We start from the raw sequence: 16999 nt of genomic DNA on the forward strand, positions 1-16999 counted from the left end.
TGAACGCTGGACCCAACATGCCTGATCAAAGTCCCAGATAGGCGCGGCGAACCTCGGGGTCGTCGATCAGGTCCTTGGCCGCGCCCCGGTGCACGATCTCGCCGGTCTCCATGACATAGCCGCGATCGGCGCCCGACAGCGCCAGATGCACATCCTGCTCGACCAGAAGGATCGTCACACCCTCGTTGCGAATGGTTGCCAGCACCGACATCAACTGTTCGACCACGACCGGCGCCAGGCCAAGGCTCATCTCGTCGATCATCAGCAGGACGGGTCCCGCCATCAGGCCGCGCGCCATGGCGCACATCTGCTGTTCGCCGCCCGACATCGATCCGGCCAGCTGCTTCTTGCGTTCGCCAAGCCGAGGAAAGAGGCCGTACATACGCTTGAGATCGCCTTCCACGGCCGCCTTGTCGTTGCGCCGGTAGGCGCCCATCAAGAGATTGTCCTCGACGGTCATGCGGTCGAACAGCTGGCGGCCTTCCGGCACCTGCACCAGCCCTGACGCAAACGCTTCGTCCGAGGTCATGGGCACCAGATCCCGGCCGGAAAATTCGATCGTTCCGGTGGCAGCGATGACACGCGACAGGGCGCGGAGCAGTGTCGTCTTGCCGGCGCCATTGCCACCGACCAGGGCGACGATCTCGGCTTTGCGCACTTCCAGAGAGACGTTTCGCAGCACCGGCATGCCGCCATAACCGGCCCCAAGGTCGGTAACCTTCAAGAGCGACTCATGCCCGTTGTGCGTCACGGCATTCATGCGCGCCTCTTGCCAAGGTAGGCCTCTACCACCGTTTTGTCGGAGAGCACCGCATCCGGCGCGCCGTCGGCGATCTTTTCGCCATGGTGCAGCACCAACAGCCGGTCAGAGAGGCTCTTGATCGCCTTGATGACGTGTTCGATCACCAGAATGGAGATACCTCGGTCGCGCACCTTGCGGATGACGTCGATCACCTCCTCGATCTCGACATGGTTCAATCCCGCCATCACTTCGTCGCATAACAGAAGCTTCGGCTCCATGGCGAGCGCCTTGGCGAGTTCCAGCCTTTTGCGTCCTGGACCGCCAAGCTCGTCAGCGCGTTGATCGGCCGATTTGCCAAGTCCGACGAAATCGAGGTAGCCACGGGCCTTTTCGCGTGCACGGTCGAGATCGGCTTCGCCGCCGCCATGGCCGAACAGCGCGCCAACAGCTACATTGTCCAGCACCGACAGGCCGGGGAAGGGGCGCATAATCTGGAAGGTTCGGCCAATGCCAAGGCGCGCGCGTCGATAGGCAGGCAGTCCTGTGATCGATTGCCCGGCGAAAACAATGTCGCCCGAGCTGGGCGCCAGCGTGCCGCTGATCAGGCTGACCAGTGTCGTCTTGCCGGCGCCATTAGGCCCGATAACCCCGAGGATCTCGCCTTCGTCGAGCGTGAAGGAGACATCGTTGACGGCGATCAGCCCCGCGAAGCGGCGTGTCACGTGGCTGATTTGAAGGATCGGGCTCATATGCGGTGGGCCCGCACATTTTCAATGAAATAGCGCCATCCCGATTTGCGGAAACGACGCACCACATCTGCCAGCCCGCGCGGCATCAGCACCACGGCGACCACGACAACGATACCGAAGAACAGGCCGGCGAGGCTGGTGACCTCGCTCGACAGGAACTCCGAGATCGCAGACAGAGTGAACGCGCCGACGACAGGCCCGAGGACGGTGCCGGGCCCGCCGAAGACCGCCATGATGATCATCTTCACGTTGAGGCTGATATCGAAAGCGCTTTCGGGATCGAGGAAGGTGATCCAATAGGCGTGAATGCCGCCAGCGAGAGCGGTGAAAACGCCGGACAGGGCGAAGGCCAGCACCTTGTAGAGCGTCGTGTTGACGCCCATCACGGCGGCACCCTCCTCGTTCTCCCGGATGGCGATCAGCCCGAAGCCGAAGCGGCTTCGCGTCAGCCACAAAATCGTCAGGGTCGCCAGCACCAGCAGCCCGAGAGCCAGCTCATAGAACAGCAGGTCGTTGTTGAGCGGCGGCAGCACGAGGCCGATGTTCTGGCCGGCCAGTCCGATGTTGGACACAATGGCGATCATGACTTGCGCCAGCGCCAGGGTGGCGATCGCAAAATAATGCCCCTTCAACCTCAGCACCGGAAGGCCAAGCAGAAAGGCAAAGGCGACCGCCAAGGCGACGCCGAATACCAGCCCGACGGCGAAAGGCAACTGCCACTGCACCATGGCGATGGCGACGCCGTAGCTGCCGAGGCCGTAAAACACCGAATTGCCGAAAGAGGCATAACCGGCATAGCCGCCGATGATGTTCCAGCCTTGCGCCAGAACCCCCAACAGCAGCGCGTTGATACCGAACTGGATCAGCACGTCCGAGCCGAACCACGGCACGGCCGCGAGCGCCGCGACCACGACCAAAGCGACGACTATGCGCAGAGCGGTCATGCGGTCTTGCCCAGCAGTCCGCTCGGCCGCGCAATCAACACGGCAACCAGTACGCCGAAACTTGCCACGTCGGCGAAGGTCGCGCCGATATAGAGCACCGCCAGTGACTCGATCGTGCCGAGGAACAGCCCTCCGACCAACACACCTAAGGGGTTGTCCAGTCCGCCGATGATGGCGATGGCGAAGGATTTGGCGGTCAATGCCGCGCCGACATAGGGATTGATCTGCGAAACCGTGCCGTAAAGCCCGCCGGCAGCACCTGCAAGTCCAATGCCAATGCCGAAGGTCACCGCGTAGAGATGACGCGGCTCGACGCCGTAAAGCCTTGCCGCCACGAGGTTCTGAGCGGTAGCGCGAATGGCGCGGCCAAGCTTGGAGCGCAGCAGGAAAGCCCACATGGCAAGGGTCAGCACGATGGCCACGCCGAACGCCATCAGCCGGGCCTGCGGCAGCACGATCGGGCCGAGGGAGATGCTGTTGCCGGCGTAGGGCGGGTTGATGGTGCGGAAATCGGCGGAGAAGGCAAGCTGCGCCAGATAGGTCAGCACCACCTCCAGCCCGAAGGTTATGAGCAGCGTGTTGAACATCGGCCCGCGCGCCACCAGGTTGAGTAACCCGCGCTGCACCCCATAGCCGAGCGCGAACATGATTATGGCGGTAATCGGCAGGCCGAGGAACGGGTCGATGCCGAGATAGGTGTAGAGATGCCAGGACAAATAGGCTCCAAGCATGATGAAGGCGCCGTGTGCCAGATTGACGATGTTGAGCACGCCCCAGACAAGGGCGAGCCCGAGCGCCATGACGGCGTAGAGCCCGCCAAGCAGGATGCCGTTGATCAGGATTTGCGCAAGCAGATCCATCCCGGTCTCCCCAACTTGCCTTTACAGCGTCAGCGTTTGTCCCAAGCCGGCATCGGGTATTTCGGCTTCTCTATGAAACCCTTCGCGCCATAGATCGGCTTGAGGTCCGTGCCCTGCACCTGGATAACCGTCTGAGGCAGGTCGATCTGACCGTTTTCGGCGAAGGCGATCTTGCCATAGAGGCTGTCGAGGTTGAGTTTGGCCAGCGCATCACGGACCTTGGCGGCATCGATGCCGCCGGCATCCTCGATCGCCTGCGCCAATGCCTCGACGTCGGCCGCACCCGAGGCGGCATGGTAATCGGGATCATAGTGATATTTCGCCTTGTAAGCCTTGGCGAAGGCAGCAGCATCGCCGAACCATTTGTCCTTCAGCTCCGCCGACGGCAGCCAGGCAGTCATGCCGAAGGCATAGTCTGCGTCCGCACCGAGCGCCTTGCGGAAATCCTCGCTCGGCACACCGACGGTGAAGGAATAGAGCTTTGGGGCGACGGCCAGGCTTTTTGCCTGGCGGACGAAATTGAGGATTTCGGTTTCGTGGCCGGCGACCAGAACCACCTCCGCGCCATTGCTCTTGATCTGAGACAGCAGCGAATTGAAGTCACTGGCATTGGAACTGTATTTCTCGTCCATGGCGATCGTCAGCCCAGCCTGCTTCAACAAGGGCCGCGTGCCATCCGCGACCGAGACGTCGAAAGCATCGTCGGCATAGAGCAAGGCGACGGACTTGGGTGCGGGATCGAGTTCGCCAAGCATCTTGACCGTCGAGCCGAAATAGTTGCTCGCAGGTGCCAGCGTGCCGAATATGTATTTGAACTTGCGCGAGAAGATCTGGTCCGACGCGCCGCCGCCTTGCACCATGGGAACTTGATATTTCTCCGACACGGCGGAATCGGCCAGCGCGAAGTTCGACGCGAACGGCCCGAGCAGCAGGGCGACCTTGTCCTGCGAGACCAACTGCGTGTACTGCCGCACGCTCAAATTAACGTCCGACTGGTTGTCGTAGATTTTCAGCGCCAGCTTGTGCTTCTCGCCGCCCACCGTGACGCCGCCGGCGGCGTTGATCTTGTCGATCGCGAACTCGTAGGCATCCTTGTAATAGCGGCCTGTATTGGCTGAGGCGCCGGTCAGTTGCACCGATGCGCCAAGCACGATGTCGTCCGCGCATGCCGCGCCCGATGAAAATCCGAAGGCCGCGCCGGCCAGCAACGCGCCGGCCAGATGAAGCATTTTGTTTGACATGATTTCTCCTCCCTAAGCGTCTTTGCCGCGCCACCGGCTACCAGCGGCAGGCTGTCGAATGGAACGGGTCTCCTCAACCAAATCTGTTCAGCCACTGGGTATCCTTGAAAGCTGGAGTTTGGAGGCTCCAGGGCAAGAGGGGTGCTGCGACATTCGTGCAAGGCAACGCCCCAGTGACAGGTCACCGGTACCACATCGTCGGCAACCAAAGCGTCAGTTGCGGGATCACCGAAACCAGCACCAGAACGATCAGCAGCGGGATGAGAAACGGCAGCACCGCCATGACCGTGCGGTCGAAGGACAGTTTGCCGACGCGCGACAGAACGAACAGCACCATGCCGACAGGCGGAGTCAGCAGACCGATCATGAGGTTGAGTACCATGACCACCCCGAACTGGACCGGGTCGATACCGACCTGATTGACCACCGGCATCAGGATCGGCACCAGGATCGAAATCGCGGCGATGGTCTCCATGAAGCAGCCGACGACCAGCAGGATAATGTTGATGATCAGCAGCAGCAGCAGCGGGTTGTCGGTGATCGAGAGCAACCCGGCGGCTACATGTTCCGTCACCCGTGTGGTGGTCAGCACCCAGCCGAACAGGGAGGCGCCGCCGACGATGATGAGCACGCTTGCGGTCGTCTCTATGGTCTCCAGCGTGATGCGGTAGAACTGGCGGAAGGTGAGCGACCGGTAAAGGAAAATTCCGAGGAACAGCGCCCAGGCACAAGCAGCGACGGCCGCTTCGGTCGGTGTGAAGGCGCCGGTGGTCATGCCACCGATGATGATGACGGGGGTCAGCAATGCGGGAATAGCGCGAATGAAATCACGCCCAAGCGCGCGCCAGCGGAACGACTGGTCGTGGCCCAGGCCGTTGCGTCGAGCATACCAACTTACGTAGAGCATCAGTGCTGCTGCTACCACGAGGCCGGGTATGATCCCTGCCGTGAAAAGCTGACCGATCGAAACGTTGGCCATCACGCCGAACACCACCATTGGCAGCGAAGGCGGGATGATCGGTCCGATGGTGGAGGATGCGGCCGTGATGCCGACCGAGAATTCATGGTCGTAGCCGTGGTCGCGCATCGCCTTGATTTCGATGTTGCCGAGCCCTCCGGCGTCGGCCACGGCGGTTCCCGACATGCCGGCAAAGATGATCGAGGCGACGACGTTGACATGCCCAAGCCCGCCGCGCAGCCAGCCCACGGCGGAGGCGGCGAAGTCGAAGATGCGGTTCGTGATACCAGCCGTGTTCATGAGATTGCCGGCGAGGATGAAGAATGGCACCGCCAGCAACGGAAAGGAATCGACGCCGCCGGCCATGCGATGCAGCACCACGAAGTCGGGGATGTTGGACAAGAACACGGTGTCGACCAGAGAGGCGCCGCCCAGGGCAAGGAAGATCGGCGCACCGATCAGCAGCAGGGCGAAAAACGCTAGGAACAGGAGCCACATTTTTGTCCGGCCTCAATCGATGATCAGTTCTGTGCGGCTCGGATCAGGACGCCAGCCGCGCCTGGCGCCGGCGAGGAAGCGCCCCGCCGCGCGCCACAGCATCAGGAAACAACCGATGGCGATGCCGCCATAGACGATGCTCATCGGCCATGGAAACACGGTCATGGTCTGGATTTGCATGAGCCGTGTGATCGCTATGGAGAACCAGCACAACAGCCCCACGAAGCCGATCACCAGCACGTCGATGATGAAGTTCAAAACGCGTACGGCCGGTGCGGGCAGAAACATATGCGCCACCTCGACGCTGATGTGGGTGCCGCGCCGCATGGCGATCGCGGCGCCGACAAAGGTGATGATCATCAGGAGATAGCGGGCGATCTCCTCGGTCCAGGCCAGCGAATTGTTGAGCACATAGCGCGTGAAGAACTGCAGGAAGACGATGATCGCCATGCCCCAGAAGATGGCGAAGGCAAGCCAGTCCTCGACATGATGCTCGATTGGAGGATCGGGCGCCTCTTCGGAGACGCGAATGCGCGCCGCGTCGCCCAGGCTGTTTTGCGTCATAGCGGTTTCCCTATTCCTGGCCCGCAGCTTCGCGGATAGCAGACCGGGAGGCGAGGCCTCCCCCTGGGGAGGGATCGGCGACTATTTGAGGGCCTGCAAAGCGTCGTACTGCTCCTTCGTCCAGACAGCGCCGGAGTCGGGATCATTGTGCAGCGGCCGCGCCGCCTTGATGAAGGCCTGGCGATCGACGTCGACGACCGTCTTGCCCATAGCGCGGAACTTGCCGGCGAGCTCGCTTTCCTTGGTGCGGATCTGGTCGGTGCAGCGCGAGGCAGCTTCCTTCAGCACGTCGGTGAAGATTTTCTTGTCCTCCTCGCTCATCGCGCTCCAGACATGACCGCCGACGATGGTGACCAACGATTCGGTGATGTGGCCGGTCAGCATGATGTGACTCTGCACTTCATAGAACTTCTTGGCCATGATGGTCGGCAGCGGATTTTCCTGGCCATCGACCGTGCCTTGTTGCAGAGCGAGATAGACCTCGGAAAACGCGATCGGCGTGGCGTTGGCGCCGACCGACTTGGTGAACATCTTAAACAAGGGCGCCGGGGGTACGCGCAGTTTCATGCCCTTCATGTCCTCCGGTTCCTTGATCTCCTTGTTGGCGGTCACGTCGCGCTGGCCATAGTAGGTCAGGGAAACGATGTGGTGTCCGGTCTTGTCGTCATAGCCCTTGGCCAGATCCTGGAAGAGCGATGAATCGCGATAGGCTTTCCAGTGGTTGAAATCCCGCAGGATGAACGGGGCATTGGTCATCGACAGCGGACCGTAGATCGAGCCGGCGAAGGCGACGCCAGTGTAGATCATGTCGACCGTGCCAAGCGTCAGCGCCTCGTTTATCTGGTTTTCGTTGCCCAGCTGCGAGGCCGGGAATACCTCGATCTTGTATCGGCCGTCCGTGCGTTTGGCGATTTCGTCGGCGGCCCATAGGGCCTGGATGTGATAGGGCTCGCCGGTCTCGTAGACATGCGCCCATTTCAGCACCGTTTGGGCCGATGCCGGCCCGATGGCAAATGCCGAAAGCACCGCGAAAGCGGCGACGGCCAGCCTGAAAAGTCTGGTGATCATGACGGTTCCTCCCTGTGTTCAACAAATTCGGTGCGGACACCCTCGCCTATCGGCCGCTGCCCTCCCTCATGTCCGACCTGCGGTCGGCATCGGTCTCGTCTGTGAAATAGTTCGGATAGAGACTTCGGATCGCCCCGATATCGAGCCTCAGCTGGTCGATATGCGCGGCCATGGCCGCGGCGGCGGCGGCGCAATCACGCGCTTCAAGTCCGGCCAGCACGGCCTCATGATCCTTCTGGACGCGCGCCATGCGCCCCTTCTGCGGCAAGGTAAGGCGGCGATAGCGGTCAACCTGCGCCTTCACCTGCTGGACCAGCACCCAGATACCGGGATAACCTGCCGCCCGCGCGATCTGTGCATGGAAAGCCTCGTCCGCGGCATGGAAGGCGGCTTCATTTGCCTGTTCGGCGGCCTCCCGCTGGCGCTGGATCAGCATGCGCAAGCCCATAAGATCGCTGATGCTGGCGCATTCGGCGGCGGCCCGGGTGGTGATGTCTTCCAGCGATTTGCGCACCAGGATAGCTTCAGGCAGCCGTGACGCCGGAATCCGCGTAACCCGCGTCCCCGACTTCGGCACAACTTCGACCAGGCCTTCGTCGGATAGGCGCAACAGTGCTTCCCGGACCGGCGTTCGCCCGATGCCGTAGACAGTCGAAAGCTCATTTTCCGAAACGACCGTCCCGGGCTTGAGCGCAAGCGAGAGGATGTCGTCGCGCAGGCGTCGATGAACGAGAGTCGCAATCTTCTGCGCGCTGCCGGAAAAGCCGAAAGCGTTGCGACCCGCACCGTCACGTGGCGGCGGGGTTGCGGCGGAAAGCAGCGTTGTCGTTTCGTCCGTCAAACCATCCTGCCCAGTTTCTCGAACACGATCATACGCCCTGACATATCTAACATACAAGGCCTGTAGGCAGCCCAGGTCGTACTAGTGCGACCGTGCCAAGCGCCTGGCCCACGACAAACAGGTCAACCGGAGGGAGCTGCTTGCGCGACGCAATTCGTATCGCTCGGTTCCGGCCCTCGCGTGTCCATCCACATGCCTGGCGACTTGCCCTGAAGAAGGCAGCCAGCACTCAGCGCAGACGATCCGGCAGGTCGATCGGGGCGAGGCCTAGCGGTTCATACTGGGCCAGGGTTTGCAGAGCGGTGGCGTCCGTCAATTCGATGCGACGTGCCTCGGTCGTAATCAGTCGTTGCACGCGTAACTGCTGCATGACGCGGTTGAGATGCGGCACACTCAGCCCTAGGGCGTCGGCCATGATCTCCTGCGAGAAAGGGAGATCAAAGCGAGTTTCGGTGGCACGTCCGACCTGCGAAAGGCGTTCATGCAGTTCGAGCAGGAGGTGGGCCAAGCGCTCGATTGGCCTGCGCCGGCCAATGTTGACGATATGCTCGGCATAGCCTGCCGCTTCCTGCGCGGCGAGCCAACTCAGAACAAGCCCGAATTGCGGTTGCTCGTAGCACAGGCGGATATAGGACTCGAGCGAACAGACCGTGCAGGTCATTTCAGTGAGCGCCACGACGGTATAGGTGGATCGATCGAAGAAGCTCACGGGAAATCCGATGACGTCACCCGGCAGGATGAGCTTGAGGATTTGACGCCTTCCGTTTCGCAGCACCCTGTAGCGAATTGCATATCCGTCTTTGACAAAGCACAAGCTGCGGAAGGGCGAGCCGTGGATGACGAGTTCCTCGCGCTTCCCGACGGTAACGTCTCGCTCGAAGAGGGCTTCAAGACTGGCGAGGTCAGCTGCCCCAAGTTTCATGACCTGCGTTAGTCTGGCCATCACTGCGTGACCGTTTAGGGGCATTCCGCGTCCGAGCCGTGAGAGTTCCATCTGCCGATGCAATTTGCGGTGGCTTGTTAATCTAGATCATTGATCCAAATCATCCAACCAAAGTTGCATTGACCGAACCTCTCGTGCGGTTGCGAATGCCAATGCGATCCGATTTTTGCCCGAGCGTGGGCAGCAACGAGTGCTCCAGAAGCGCTTGGCCAAGGGAGGAACATGCAATGCAATTCAACGACCATAAATCGGCCGGCCTGTCCCGGCGCACCATGCTGCAGGCCGGCGCCGGCGTGGCCGGCAGCATGATGCTGCCAGCTTCATTCCTACGCCCGGCCTTTGCCGCCGACGACAAGCCTGCGCTCGGCACCTGGCCTGTAGGCTCGCAGGGAGACACCGTCTATATCGGCGCTTCTGTCCCACGCACGGGCGCCTATGCGGTACAGGGCGAGGATGAACTCAAGGGCATGCAGTTGGCGATCGAGCACATCAACGAAGGCAACGATCTGCTCAAACAGATCGCGCCTAAGATCGGGAAAGGTGTACTGGGCAAGAAGGTGGAACTGGTGGTCGCCGACTCAGCCGCCAAACCGAACAACGCCGTGCAGGAACAGCAGACTTTCATCAACGACAAGAAGATCGTCGCCATGACGGGCTCCACGTCCTCGGCGGTCGCCGTCGCACTCAACAAATTCGCCCAGCGCGAAAAGATCCTCTACCTTGTGGCCATCTCCGGCTCGAATGACACCACGGGCAAGGACTGCGCGCGTTACTCTTTCCGTCAGTGCGTCTATGGCGAAACCTGCGCCAACGCCATCGGTCCGGTGCTGCTGAAGAACTTTGGGAAGGGCAAGAAAGCCGCGTTCATGACGCCCGACTATACCTATGGCCACACCGTCACCAAGTCGGTCAATGACTATCTGACTTCGCAGGGCGGCTGGCAGATGGTGACGAACCAGGTGTCGCCGCTCGGAACCCAGGACTTCAGCCAGTATCTTACCAACATTGCCAATTCCGGCGCCGAGTTTATCGTCAACGTCAACTGGGGCCGCGACGCCGTGCTGTCGGTACAACAGGCCAAGCAATTCGGCCTGACGCCGAACATGAAGATGGTGATTCCGTACCAAATCCCATTCCTGGCCAAGGAAGTCGGGGCGGAGCTGACTGAAGGCGTGTTTGCGGCCACCGATTTCTGGTGGACGATGCAAGACCAGTACCCCCTGGCCAAGGCTTTCGTCGATGCTTTCCAGAAGAAGTACAACTACCGGCCTGAATGGGGCGCCGAGAATGGCTACATGCAATTCGCCATCTGGGCACGCATGGTCTCGGAAGCAGGAAGTTTCTATCCACCCGACGTAATCAAGCAGTATGAGAAGGGCGAGACCTTCCCATCGATGGTCGGCGATGTGAAATTCCGTGCAGAGGATCACCAGCTCATTCGTCCCGTCGTCATCGTTCGTGGCAAGGCCGCCAAGGACATGAAAAATGAGGAGGATTTCTGGGACGTCGTCGAGATCGTGCCCGGCGAAGGTCTGATGCAGAAGCCCGACGCGTTCGGCTGTCAGCTGGGCGAGTATACCTGAAGTACGCCCTGACGCCTTTTCCGCGCATGGAGCGCGGAGAAAGCCGGCGCTTCCGCTTTCGACCCGCGGCCCGAACGTTACCGGATGGCTCGTCCTGGCAGCGACGGCACGGACTATTCCTTAACCTCGGACGGTGGGCGGCAGCGTGATCAACTGGGCCAATTTTATATCGCAATGCTTCAACGGCTTGGTGCTGGGGGCCCTGCTGGCCCTCATTTCCTCCGGCTTGACCATAATTTACGGGACACTCGGTGTGCTCAACCTGGCGCATGGCGCGATGTTCATGCTTGGCGGGTATGCCGGCTACGTCGCCTATGATTATACCGGCTCTTTCGTCGCTGCGGTGGTCGCCGGTTCGCTCTTCGTCATGCTGGTCGGCCTCCTCATGGAGAAGCTCATCATCAGGCATTTCTATTCGCGACCCTATGAGGATCAGTTGCTCGTCACGTTCGGACTGGGCATCGTCTTTGTCGAGGCGGTGCGCTTCTTTTTCGGCGGCCTGTCGAAGACCGTGCCCCCGCCCGGGCCGCTGGTCGGCATCACCCCCCTCGGTTTCATGATGTATCCCACGTATCGCCTGGCTCTGCTGGCTATCGTCGCCGTTGCGCTGCTCGCGCTCTACTTCGTGCTCTACCGCACCCGTGTCGGCATGATCGTGCGCGCCGGCATCGAGGACTCTGTGATGGTCAGCTCGCTTGGCATAGACGTCTACAAGATCTTCACGCTGGTGTTCGGCATCGGGGCGATGGCGGCCGGTTTTGCAGGTATCGTAAACGCGCCAGTGGTGTCGATCGCGCCGGACGTCGGCGAGTCGATCCTGGTGCAGACTTTCGTTGTCGTCGTTATCGGCGGCGTAGGATCTTTCCCGGGTGCCGTTGTCGGGGGCCTGATCGCTGGCGAGATCATCTCCATCACCTCGATGTTCAACCCGGGCTACGCCTATGTCATGCTTTTTGTGGCGATGACTCTCGTACTCGTGCTTCGCCCGTACGGACTGTTCGGCACGGCGGGCCGTGAATGACCGGTGCGCCATGAACAGCAAAAAACCATTTCTGGTCGAGGTGCTGACGGCGATCGCGTTGGTCGGAGCGCCATTCGTGCTGCCGCATTTCGGCTTTGCGCCGGCGACCATAAATCGCATTCTGATCTGGGGCCTGTTCGGATTGGGATTCGACATTCTCTTCGGCTACACCGGGCTGCTTTCGTTCGGCCAGTCCGCTTTTTTCGGCACGGGCGGCATGTTCGCGGCCTATCTAATGACCGAGTTGAACTTCCCCCACGTGCTGGCGTCCGTCTGCATCGGCGCCATCGTGGCCGGCCTCGTTGGTCATCTGGTCGGATTGATCGCGCTGAAGCGGACAGGCATCTATTTCGCGATGATCACGGTGGCGATTTCGGAGGTGTTCTTCTTCGTCGAGTTCAATCCGCTATCGGCTTACACGGGTGGCGAAAACGGCCTGCCCGGAGTGCCGACGCCGAGTTTCGACGTTGGCTTCACCACACTCGAATTCGATACCGATCGAACGATGTATGTCTTCCTGGCCTTCTGGTATTTCGTTGGCCTGATGATCGCGTTGCGAATCGTGCGCTCGCCCGTCGGAGCGATCCTCTCGGCCATCCGGGACAACCCCCTACGCGCCGGGGCGCTGGGCCACGACATCCACCGCTACAAACACGCCGCTTTCGTGATTGCCGCCGTTTATGCCGGCTTCGCCGGCGGTCTGCTCGGTGTCATGCAGGGCTTCATGCCGCCCGAAGCCTTCATGTTCGACACCTCCGGCCAGCTGGTCATGCAGACCGCAATCGGCGGCGCTGGAACACTGTTCGGGCCCTTGGTCGGTGCCACGGTGTGGCTCTTTCTGAGCGACTTCTTCCAAAACACGCTGCATCTTGGGGCGATATGGAAGCTGGTGCTTGGCATCGTCTTCGTGCTGCTCGTCTGTTTTCTCAGGCGAGGCATCGTCGGCGCTATTGTCGACGTCTATGAATGGGGCACGGGCGGAAAGAAAGCCGCGCGGCCGGCACAGCCGTCAGACGCACTCCCCTCGAGCGACCATTCTAGGTTCCCCTCCACCGCGCAGCTGATGCCGACAAGACACCGCCCGACAGACTCCGCAGCCGGACCGATCCTTCGCGCCATCGGGTTGAGCAAGCGTTACGGGGGCCTGCTGGCCAACAGCGACATCGACTTCAGCGTAGAGCACGGCGAGGTGCGGGGCATCATCGGTCCAAATGGTGCCGGCAAGAGCACCTTCTTCAAGATGCTCACCCGAGAGGTGACGCCGACATCCGGCAGGATCCTGTTCCAGGGCCGTGACATCACCAATTTGGGCGTCGCGGATGTATGCCAGTTGGGGCTGACGAAGAGCTACCAGATCAACCAGCTCTTTGATCGGCTGACGGTCAGGCAGAATCTTACGATCGCCGCCTTGGGCGAGCTTCGCGGCAGATTCAGGCTCGATCTCTTCCGCAGCATCCGCGCAATCCCGGGCCTCGAAGAACAGGTGGAGCGCACGCTGGCGCTGGTGAACCTCACGCACCGGCCCGAGACCCCAGTATCCGAACTTGCCTATGGTGAGAAACGCCGGCTCGAGATTGGCTTGGCGCTGGCGACCTCGCCCAGCCTGCTGCTGCTGGACGAGCCACTTGCGGGGATGAGTCCACGAGAGCGCGTGGAAACCGTTGCACTGCTGAAGTCGGTCGCGCGCGGCCGCACGATGATCATCATCGACCACGACATGGATGCGCTGTTCGAACTGGTCGAAAGGGTGACCGTGCTGCAGGAGGGCCGCGTCCTCGTGGAAGGGTCACCAGATGAGATCAAGGCCAATGCAAAGGTGCAGGAAGCCTATCTCGGCGGGATCCACGAGGAGTTAGCATGAGCCTGCTCGAGGTCGCCGGGCTGAACAGCTACTACGGTGACAGCCATATTCTATTCGACGTATCGCTGCGGGTTGAAAAGCACGAGGTGATCGCGCTGCTTGGGAGGAACGGCGCCGGCAAGTCGACGACGCTAAAGAGCCTGATGGGAGTTGTGACGCCGCGAACGGGCAGTATCAAGCTCGATGGTGAGGAACTGGCGGGCAGGAAGGCACACAGCATAGCTCGACGCGGAATGCAGCTGGTCCACGAGGATCGCCGCATCTTCGGCAGCTTGAGCGTCGAAGACAACATCGTCCTGGCTGGATTGACCGCAGACAACAATTGGCCGCTCGAGCGCATATACGAGATGTTCCCGCGGCTGAAGGAAAGGCGCGGCAGCCGGGGTACCGATCTTTCGGGCGGCGAACAGCAGATGCTGGCCATCGCCCGCGCTCTTGTTCGCGACCCAAAAATCGTCCTGCTCGACGAGCCGTTCGAGGGCCTTGCACCTGTCATCGTACAGAATCTCGTTCGCACCTGCCGCGACCTGGCCGAAGCCGGCCATACCCTCGTTCTTGTCGAACAGAACCTGGCGGCAACGCTTTCGCTGGCAAAGCGCGTCTACATCATCAACAACGGCCATATCGTCCACGAAGGCCCTGCCGCGGAGATCAAGGCGCAGCCCGAACTCTTGCAACGCTACATCGGTGTTTAGCCCGGGCGACGTGCTGTTCCTGGTCGCCCCGTAAGCGGGGGCACGCGGCTGGGATCAGGTCCCGCGACGCGGGCAGCGCGTCGTCATTGCGCCCGGTGCATGGCGATCTGGTGGACAGGCATGCGTCCGGCGCAGCCCGAGCTGCAACCGAGTGGCATGGCTTTCCAGCCCTGCTGACATCACAGCGCCTGAGCAGTCGGAACCCGAGAACGGCCTCGACTTCCTCACCGGCTCCGGTCAGGTGTGGACGAACCCGCGCGTTCGGCGGTCAGCCCCATCCGTCTGATAAGCCACGGCATGCTCAGCCCCTGGACAAAGATGGAGAAGGCAACAACCGCGAACGCGACAACGATTATTTGACTGCGCTCGGCGACGTTTTCAGGAAGTGCAAGCGCCAGGGCCAGAGCGAGCGCACCGCGCAGCCCGCCCCATACCAGAATGTGCTGATAGCTGGCATCCACCTTCAGGGGCGTCGCAGCAAGCAGGGCACAGAAAGGATAGATAGCCAATGTCCGGCCAACCAGCACCAGGATGATGGCGATCGCCGAGGTGCCTGCGAATATCCCAAGTGGCTGATGGGCTTCATGGCCGCCGATCAAGATGAACACGATAGAATTTGCCAGGAAGGCCGCGTATTCCCAGAACGCCAGAACGTGACTTCTGGCATTGGTGGAAATAGCGCCTTTCCATCCGACGTTGCCGACGATCAAGCCTGCGGTGAGTGTAGCCAGCACGCCCGACATGGCAAGGTCCTCAGCAAGCAGAAACGAACCGTAGGCCGCGATGGTCGTCAGGGTTATTTCAACAAGATGGTCTTCGGTTCGGCCGGCAATCAGAAGCAGCACAGCTGCCACGGCCGCGCCGGAGGCAATCCCACCCGCGACAGTCCACAACAGCGACGCAGCAATGCTCAGGGATGTCGCTTCGGAGCCTGCCGCGATGGCCGCGAGGATGCCGAAGCCAACCGCGGCCGCGCCATCGTTAAGCAGACTTTCCGATTCGACAAGGAGAGCCAGACGGGGCTGAACCTTCATCTCCTTGAAGGCTGCGATAACCGACACCGGATCGGTCGCCGCTATCAGCACGCCGAATAGTCCGGCTCCGATCCAGGTCCATCCCAGCAGCAAATGCATGCCAGCCGCAACCACTGCGGCGGCAACTGCTACCCCGGGAAAAGCGAGCAGAATCGTGACCGGCAGATTCAGGCGAAAATGACGCCATTCAATCGCAAGGGCCGCCTGGAAGATCAGCGGCGGCAAAAAGACCGTGAAGATCAGATCCCGACTGAGCGGAAGTTCGACAACGCCGGGCATGAAGCCAAGGGCGATGCCTGCCGCAACAAGCCCGACGCTGTAGGGAAGTTGCAGCCGTCGGGAGATCATCGCCACCAAAGAAGCGGTGAGCAGGATCATCCCCAGGGTGAGGATTGGAAGATCGTTCATGGCGGCCCCAGGTAAGGTCTGATCAGGACAAATAGGGCCGTAAGGCCCCAGTGGAACGGCCGGTGCGAAGAAGTTCGCGTGATCCGAAGGGGAGATGTGACCAGAGCAGATCCGGATGCGCCCTGGCCGATACGCCGCGCCACCATGTTCCCGATCACAAACGCGTCAGAAGCGGAACATTTCGGGATGGGGAGGGTTGCGGGTCAAATAAGCCCACAGCTGCTGGATCTCCGCCATGAAGCCGAACTTGTTGAGCCGCCGTAAGTTTCTCACGGCAGGTGCGACAGTCACGGCATCGGCCACGATTGGGGCGGCTTCGGCGCGAGACGTCAAAGGCGGCGACGGTGACAGGTGGCTGCCACATCAGGCGGACGCGCCAAACCCGCTCGATGCGGCTGACTATAAATTCTTCACCGCCGACGAGGCCGCCTTTGTCGAAGCCGCGACCGAAAGGCTGATCCCTGAGGATGCTCTCGGCCCGGGTGCCCGCGGCTGTGGTGTGCCGCTGTTCATCGACCACCAACTCGCTGGCGCGTATGGACGCGGCGGCAGCTGGTACATGCAAGGCCCCTGGGACAAGGGCGAGGACACGCAGGGCTACCAATCGCGCATGACGCCTTCCGCGCTCTACCGCGCGGCGATCACTGCGATTGACCAGCATGCAGTCGCTTCGCAAGGCGGCAAGCGTTTCGCGGAGCTTGCGCCCGAAGCACAGGATGCACTTCTGTCTGATCTTGAGAAGGGCAAGCTTGATCTCGGCGGCGTCGATGCCAAGACATTCTTTCAAATGCTGTGGCTGAACACCAAGGAGGGTATGTTCAGCGATCCCATCTATGGCGGCAACAAGGACATGGCCGGCTGGAAGATGCTCGGCTTTCCGGGTGCGCGTTACAATTATCTCGACTGGGTCGACCGCCACGGGGACCGCTACGATCAGTCCCCTGTCGGTATTCGCGGCCGGCCCGCTTGGGACAGCAAGGGATAGCACC

General features: G+C 61.2%; 16 protein-coding genes. 5 read left to right on the forward strand and 11 right to left on the reverse strand.

The window, feature by feature from the left end; translation table 11 throughout:
* Positions 1 to 25: 25 nt before the first annotated feature.
* The 10 genes from FJW04_RS17970 to FJW04_RS18015 all read right to left on the reverse strand — a co-directional run bounded on the left by FJW04_RS17970 (position 26) and on the right by FJW04_RS18015 (position 9408).
* Positions 26 to 751 carry an ABC transporter ATP-binding protein gene (locus FJW04_RS17970; RefSeq protein WP_181172982.1) on the reverse strand — a complete coding sequence of 242 codons (726 nt, stop codon included), beginning with the start codon at positions 749 to 751 and terminating at the stop codon, positions 26 to 28.
* 5 nt (positions 752 to 756) lie between these two features.
* The gene (locus FJW04_RS17975; RefSeq protein ID WP_140715686.1) at positions 757 to 1491 is read right to left on the reverse strand and encodes an ABC transporter ATP-binding protein; all 735 of its coding nucleotides are present in this window, start codon (positions 1489 to 1491) and stop codon (positions 757 to 759) included.
* A complete protein-coding gene (locus tag FJW04_RS17980) occupies positions 1488 to 2435 on the reverse strand; it encodes a branched-chain amino acid ABC transporter permease (RefSeq protein WP_140715688.1) in 948 nt (315 codons plus the stop codon). The genes FJW04_RS17975 and FJW04_RS17980 overlap by 4 nt, the downstream gene beginning before the upstream one ends.
* Positions 2432 to 3295, reverse strand: coding sequence for a branched-chain amino acid ABC transporter permease (locus tag FJW04_RS17985; protein ID WP_140715690.1), 864 nt, complete (start codon positions 3293 to 3295; stop codon positions 2432 to 2434). Before FJW04_RS17985 ends, FJW04_RS17980 begins: the two co-directional genes overlap by 4 nt.
* A 29-nt stretch (positions 3296 to 3324) precedes the next feature.
* Positions 3325 to 4536 carry an amino acid ABC transporter substrate-binding protein gene (locus FJW04_RS17990; protein WP_140715692.1) on the reverse strand — a complete coding sequence of 404 codons (1212 nt, stop codon included), beginning with the start codon at positions 4534 to 4536 and terminating at the stop codon, positions 3325 to 3327.
* Between the two features lie 181 nt (positions 4537 to 4717).
* The gene (locus FJW04_RS17995; protein ID WP_140715694.1) at positions 4718 to 5992 is read right to left on the reverse strand and encodes a TRAP transporter large permease; all 1275 of its coding nucleotides are present in this window, start codon (positions 5990 to 5992) and stop codon (positions 4718 to 4720) included.
* Positions 5993 to 6004: 12 nt separating this feature from the next.
* The gene (locus tag FJW04_RS18000; protein WP_140715695.1) at positions 6005 to 6556 is read right to left on the reverse strand and encodes a TRAP transporter small permease; all 552 of its coding nucleotides are present in this window, start codon (positions 6554 to 6556) and stop codon (positions 6005 to 6007) included.
* An 81-nt stretch (positions 6557 to 6637) separates the two neighbouring features.
* On the reverse strand, positions 6638 to 7624 hold the full coding sequence (locus FJW04_RS18005; RefSeq protein WP_140715697.1) for a sialic acid TRAP transporter substrate-binding protein SiaP: 987 nt from the start codon (positions 7622 to 7624) through the stop codon (positions 6638 to 6640).
* 46 nt (positions 7625 to 7670) lie between these two features.
* Positions 7671 to 8465: a GntR family transcriptional regulator gene (locus FJW04_RS18010; protein ID WP_246673868.1), complete on the reverse strand. Its 795-nt coding sequence runs from the start codon at positions 8463 to 8465 to the stop codon at positions 7671 to 7673.
* 229 nt (positions 8466 to 8694) lie between these two features.
* A complete protein-coding gene (locus tag FJW04_RS18015; protein ID WP_181172977.1) occupies positions 8695 to 9408 on the reverse strand; it encodes a Crp/Fnr family transcriptional regulator in 714 nt (237 codons plus the stop codon).
* A gap of 272 nt (positions 9409 to 9680) precedes the next feature.
* Here FJW04_RS18015 and FJW04_RS18020 point away from each other — a divergent pair, with 272 nt between their 5' ends.
* The 4 genes from FJW04_RS18020 (at position 9681) to FJW04_RS18035 (ending at position 14568) form a co-directional block, all read left to right on the forward strand.
* Positions 9681 to 10991, forward strand: a complete 1311-nt coding sequence (locus FJW04_RS18020) for a substrate-binding protein (protein WP_246673871.1) — start codon at positions 9681 to 9683, stop codon at positions 10989 to 10991.
* A 145-nt stretch (positions 10992 to 11136) separates the two neighbouring features.
* Positions 11137 to 12012 carry a branched-chain amino acid ABC transporter permease gene (locus FJW04_RS18025; protein ID WP_140715703.1) on the forward strand — a complete coding sequence of 292 codons (876 nt, stop codon included), beginning with the start codon at positions 11137 to 11139 and terminating at the stop codon, positions 12010 to 12012.
* Between the two features lie 10 nt (positions 12013 to 12022).
* Complete coding sequence (locus FJW04_RS18030) at positions 12023 to 13873, forward strand: branched-chain amino acid ABC transporter ATP-binding protein/permease (RefSeq protein ID WP_140715705.1); 1851 nt, start codon at positions 12023 to 12025, stop codon at positions 13871 to 13873.
* Positions 13870 to 14568 (forward strand): ABC transporter ATP-binding protein, encoded by a 699-nt coding sequence (locus FJW04_RS18035; protein ID WP_140715707.1) that lies wholly within the window; start codon positions 13870 to 13872, stop codon positions 14566 to 14568. Before FJW04_RS18030 ends, FJW04_RS18035 begins: the two co-directional genes overlap by 4 nt.
* A 224-nt stretch (positions 14569 to 14792) precedes the next feature.
* On the opposite strand, the gene FJW04_RS18040 is transcribed toward FJW04_RS18035, so the two are convergent.
* Positions 14793 to 16010, reverse strand: coding sequence for a cation:proton antiporter (locus tag FJW04_RS18040; RefSeq protein ID WP_140715709.1), 1218 nt, complete (start codon positions 16008 to 16010; stop codon positions 14793 to 14795).
* A 235-nt stretch (positions 16011 to 16245) separates the two neighbouring features.
* Between FJW04_RS18040 and FJW04_RS18045 the strand changes: the two genes are divergently transcribed.
* Positions 16246 to 16995, forward strand: coding sequence for a gluconate 2-dehydrogenase subunit 3 family protein (locus FJW04_RS18045; RefSeq protein WP_140715711.1), 750 nt, complete (start codon positions 16246 to 16248; stop codon positions 16993 to 16995).
* Positions 16996 to 16999 lie beyond the last annotated feature (4 nt).

It is taken from the genome of Mesorhizobium sp. B2-7-3 (assembly GCF_006440715.1).
Taxonomy (GTDB): Bacteria; Pseudomonadota; Alphaproteobacteria; order Rhizobiales; family Rhizobiaceae; genus Mesorhizobium; species Mesorhizobium australicum.

Coding starts and splice junctions, on each gene's coding strand:
- FJW04_RS17975 (WP_140715686.1), bottom strand. CDS start 1,491: ATGAGCCCGATCCTTCAAATCAGCCACGTGACACGCCGCTTCGCGGGG.
- FJW04_RS17980 (WP_140715688.1), bottom strand. CDS start 2,435: ATGACCGCTCTGCGCATAGTCGTCGCTTTGGTCGTGGTCGCGGCGCTC.
- FJW04_RS17985 (WP_140715690.1), bottom strand. CDS start 3,295: ATGGATCTGCTTGCGCAAATCCTGATCAACGGCATCCTGCTTGGCGGG.
- FJW04_RS17990 (WP_140715692.1), bottom strand. CDS start 4,536: ATGTCAAACAAAATGCTTCATCTGGCCGGCGCGTTGCTGGCCGGCGCG.
- FJW04_RS17995 (WP_140715694.1), bottom strand. CDS start 5,992: ATGTGGCTCCTGTTCCTAGCGTTTTTCGCCCTGCTGCTGATCGGTGCG.
- FJW04_RS18000 (WP_140715695.1), bottom strand. CDS start 6,556: ATGACGCAAAACAGCCTGGGCGACGCGGCGCGCATTCGCGTCTCCGAA.
- FJW04_RS18005 (WP_140715697.1), bottom strand. CDS start 7,624: ATGATCACCAGACTTTTCAGGCTGGCCGTCGCCGCTTTCGCGGTGCTT.
- FJW04_RS18015 (WP_181172977.1), bottom strand. CDS start 9,408: ATGGCCAGACTAACGCAGGTCATGAAACTTGGGGCAGCTGACCTCGCC.
- FJW04_RS18020 (WP_246673871.1), top strand. CDS start 9,681: ATGCTGCAGGCCGGCGCCGGCGTGGCCGGCAGCATGATGCTGCCAGCT.
- FJW04_RS18030 (WP_140715705.1), top strand. CDS start 12,023: ATGAACAGCAAAAAACCATTTCTGGTCGAGGTGCTGACGGCGATCGCG.
- FJW04_RS18035 (WP_140715707.1), top strand. CDS start 13,870: ATGAGCCTGCTCGAGGTCGCCGGGCTGAACAGCTACTACGGTGACAGC.
- FJW04_RS18040 (WP_140715709.1), bottom strand. CDS start 16,010: ATGAACGATCTTCCAATCCTCACCCTGGGGATGATCCTGCTCACCGCT.
- FJW04_RS18045 (WP_140715711.1), top strand. CDS start 16,246: ATGAAGCCGAACTTGTTGAGCCGCCGTAAGTTTCTCACGGCAGGTGCG.